Origin of the sequence: Mameliella sp. AT18 (assembly GCF_028807275.1) — a bacterium.
GTDB lineage: Bacteria > Pseudomonadota > Alphaproteobacteria > Rhodobacterales > Rhodobacteraceae > Antarctobacter > Antarctobacter albus.
The window spans coordinates 1-3,575 of the sequence record NZ_JARAMO010000239.1 but is presented as its reverse complement, the minus strand read 5'-3'; the positions used below and the strand labels follow the sequence as shown (position 1 = coordinate 3,575).

The following is a 3,575-nucleotide window of genomic DNA, read 5'->3' as shown; positions in this document are numbered from 1 at the left end:
TGACCATGAAGGCCTGCAGCTGCGCAAAGGTGCGCTGGAACTGCTCCGGGCCATCCGGATTGTCGGCGAAACCTGCCTGCATGCGGGCGAAATCCTCTTCGCTCGGCAGCAGCTTCAGCGCGTCCGGCGAGGGCTCGGCCGTCGGATTCCGGTTCATCTCCGCGATGGCCGGATACATCCCGTCAAGGTTCTGGCTGACCGAGATCGCAGTGAGCGTGGCCAGCCGCTCGGGCGCGGCCAATGCCAGGTCCAGTGCCAGCATGCCGCCCATGGAAAAGCCCACCGCGTGAACCCGTTCGATGTCGAGCGCGTCCAGCACGGCCAGGGTGTCGGCCCGCATTGCTGCGAGGGTGACCGGCATATCACGTCCGCCCGTGCGCCCATGGCCCTGCTGTTCCACCCCGATCACCGGGCGCCTTGCGGCGAGGCCCGGCAAGAGAGCACCGAAATCCCCTTCAATGGTGCCCATGCCCCCATGGAGCACGAGAAATGGCACCATGCCGGAGCCGAGATCGCCGTGTACCTGATAATAGATCCCGAGGTCCCCGGACATGGCCCGGCCCTCGGTGTCCTGCGCCAGCGCGGGCGTAGCCATCGCTCCGACAAGGACCGAGGCCTGCAGGGCCCCCATGCAGGACCGTGAAGTCGAAGTCAGTGTCATCATTTCCTCCTCCCATGCGTTGTGATCTTTCCCTGGGAACGGCAAGCCGCCGTTCATGCCTCGCGGGTCTCGTCGGCCCTGGAGAAATGCGCGATCTGGTCCGCATGTGCCTTGGCAAAGGCCGGCCGCGCGCAAATCCGATCAATGTAGGCATCGGTTGCGGGATAGTGGCCGATCCCCCGTATCCAGGGCGGACGCAACACGTCGGCCAGGATCAGATCCGCCGCGGTAAAGCGACCATCCACCAGCCAGTCGCGCGCTGTCAGGACGTCTTCCAGCACAGCAAGACGGGCCCGCAGCCAGCCCTCCAAGGGGTTCTCCGGCGGGGACGACAGTCCGACGAACCACCAGGGCACGCTGACCATCTCGACCGAGTTCAGCGCCGCGAGGACCCAGGACAAGGTTTCCGCCCGCAGTGCCCTCTCCCGCGGCATGAGCGCTTCGCTCTTCTCCGAGAGGTGCAGCAGGCAGGCGCCGCTTTCGAACAGGCTGACATCCCCATCCGTCAGGTAAGGCACCTGCCCGAAGGGCTGCATGGCAAGATGCTCGGCCCCGCGTTCCTCGAAGGGCACGGAGCCGACGCGATAGCTCAGCCCGGCCTCTTCACAGGCCCAGCGAAGCCGCAGGTCACGCACATAGCCCCGCGGCCCCTCCGGCACCCAGTCGAAGGTCCAGATCGTCAGCTGCTCTGGTGCCGTCTGGTTCATGGCGTCAAGCCTTGTCTTCGAAGATCGGCGTGAAGCTGCCCCACATCATGCGCTTGCCATCGAAGGGCATGTCCATCTCCTGCCAGCGCGGATCGGTTGCCATGCTGGCGCCACACCTGTCGTGGCTTTCCTTGTCGGGCCAGATCATCCACGAGAAACAAACCGTCTCGCCGTCTTCCAACGCGACGGCCCGCCTGAAATCAGTGTGCTCGCCCGCGGGAACTTGGTCGCCCCAGGTCTCCATGATTTGCAGGGCCCCATATTCCTTGAAGAGCGGCCAAGCCTTGCGGGCACTTTCGATGTAGGCCTGCTTGTTCCCGTTCGGCACTGGGGTCAGAAATCCGGCAACGTAGGTCATGCGAGTTCTCCTTGTTTCCTTTTAAATTCCGCCATCCATTCATCGAAACCGGGCGGCGGATTGCCCGTGAAGCCGGCAAGCTGATCGGACAGGGCCTGTTGGAAGGCCGGCCGTTCGGTGGCCCGCGCGACATAGTCGGCAAGATTGGGAAAGGCTTCGACGAGCCCCTCGCCCTCGATGATCCGCAGAACGCTGACCATCATCAGGTCGCCGGCGGAGAAACTGCCGCCGAACGACTCCGCGGTGCCGAGGCGATCAGACGCCTCCTGCAGGCGTTCGTTAATCCGCTCGTCAATGCCGGGAAGTCGCAGCTTGGCCCAGGGCTCGGCCACTTCGAAGATCGTCATCTGTGCCCGGTCCATGATCGGTGGCTCCAGGGTGTTCAGCGCGGCAAACAGCCATTCCAGCGACAAGCTCTGCCCCGCTGGCTCTGTCGGCCGCAGACCGGGGAACCGCTCAGCGATATGCCAGACGATCGCCCCGCTTTCGAACAGCGTGAGATCACCTTCCTCGTAGGTCGGAACCTGGCCGAACGGTTGGAGGGCGCGGTGCGCGGCTTCCTTCTGTTGCCCTTGTGAGAGATAGCGAACGGCGTAGTTCTGGCCGGTTTCTTCCAGTGCCCAGCGTACTCGCAGATCGCGGACCTGCCCCTGGGCAAAGTCCGGCACCCAGTCGTAAGCGGTGATGGTGATGGCGGCTTCGGGATCAACCGGCATCGGACACCTCCGCCGGACCCTTCTCGACGGCCTCGGCACTCATCCACATGGGTTCCCAGATATGGCCATCGGGATCCGCAAAACTACGTCCATACATGAAGCCGTGGTCCTGCACCGGGCAAGGGTCGGCCATACCACCGGCAGCGACCGCAGCCTCGGTAATGGCATCAACGGCAGCCTTGTCCTCGCGGCTGATGCAAAGAAGCACCTGCGCCTCCTGCGCCGGGTCGACACGACGGCGATCCGTGAAGGTCGCCCAGAAATCATGCGTCAGCAGCATGACGCATATCGCGTCGGACAGGACCATGGACGCTGCAAGGTTATTGCTGAACCTGGCATCCCTGGTGAAGCCGATGGCTTCGTAAAATGCGGTCGACCGTTCGAGGTCGGCCACCGGTAGGTTCACGAAGATCATTTGGGGCATTGCCATCCCTCCCTTGCCGTATCGTAATTATGGACACCGTAAGAGCATGGGGTTACAAAAAGCAACTATGAGAAAACAAAAAGTAACCTCGTCGGCGGAATCCCCCCACGGGCGTTGGTACGCGGATGCCTGCGGCACGGCCTTCGGTCTGGAACTTCTGGGGGAACGCTGGGCGATGTTGATCGTCCGGGAGCTCATGTTCGGGCCGCGCCGGTTCAGCGACATACGGGCGAGCCTGCCGGGTATCAGCGCCAAGGTCCTGACCGAGCGGCTCTCTGGGCTGGAGGCGAATGGTGTCGTTCTTCGCTCCGAGGCGCCGGAACCGGCTCCAGCGCAGCTCTATGGCCTGACGGACTGGGGATACTCCGCCGAGCCGATTCTCCAGGCAATTGGTCGCTGGGCTGCCGCTTCTCCATTGCACGACCCGACGTTGCCACTTTCCCCGGTCTCCTTCATGCTGTCTTTGCGCACGATGCTGGATACGGAGGCCGCACGCGGGATGTTCGCAGTCGCGGTCTTCACGATCGGGAGGGCGCAGTTCACCGCACGACTGAATGACGGCGCGATGCCGGTGGAACGCGGCGCGGCGGAGTTGCCAGACCTGCGTTTCGATGCCCCTGCCGCACCGCCCCTGGCGGCTGTCTTCTACGGGGATGTGGCACCAGAGGCCGTTGGCGTACAAATTATCGGCGATGCCGCTCTGTGCCGA

At 63.7% G+C, this 3,575-nt stretch carries 6 protein-coding genes; 1 reads left to right on the top strand and 5 read right to left on the bottom strand.

The features are described from left to right. The 5 genes from PVW46_RS21220 to PVW46_RS21200 form a co-directional block, all read right to left on the bottom strand. Positions 1 to 664 (bottom strand): alpha/beta fold hydrolase (locus tag PVW46_RS21220; RefSeq protein ID WP_274577474.1); only part of this gene is annotated, 664 nt, incomplete at its 3' end. A 50-nt stretch (positions 665 to 714) separates the two neighbouring features. Continuing rightward, positions 715 to 1,368, bottom strand: a complete 654-nt coding sequence (locus PVW46_RS21215) for a glutathione S-transferase family protein (protein ID WP_043146995.1) — start codon at positions 1,366 to 1,368, stop codon at positions 715 to 717. Positions 1,369 to 1,372: 4 nt separating this feature from the next. Beyond that, on the bottom strand, positions 1,373 to 1,726 hold the full coding sequence (locus PVW46_RS21210) for a DUF1428 domain-containing protein (protein ID WP_043146993.1): 354 nt from the start codon (positions 1,724 to 1,726) through the stop codon (positions 1,373 to 1,375). Then, positions 1,723 to 2,442 (bottom strand): glutathione S-transferase family protein, encoded by a 720-nt coding sequence (locus PVW46_RS21205; protein WP_274577470.1) that lies wholly within the window; start codon positions 2,440 to 2,442, stop codon positions 1,723 to 1,725. Before PVW46_RS21205 ends, PVW46_RS21210 begins: the two co-directional genes overlap by 4 nt. Beyond that, positions 2,432 to 2,866, bottom strand: coding sequence for a VOC family protein (locus PVW46_RS21200; RefSeq protein WP_043146990.1), 435 nt, complete (start codon positions 2,864 to 2,866; stop codon positions 2,432 to 2,434). The genes PVW46_RS21205 and PVW46_RS21200 overlap by 11 nt, the downstream gene beginning before the upstream one ends. 67 nt (positions 2,867 to 2,933) lie before the next feature. Between PVW46_RS21200 and PVW46_RS21195 the strand changes: the two genes are divergently transcribed. Beyond that, positions 2,934 to 3,575, top strand: a 642-nt coding sequence (locus tag PVW46_RS21195) for a winged helix-turn-helix transcriptional regulator (protein WP_274577467.1), incomplete at its 3' end; no start/stop codon positions are given.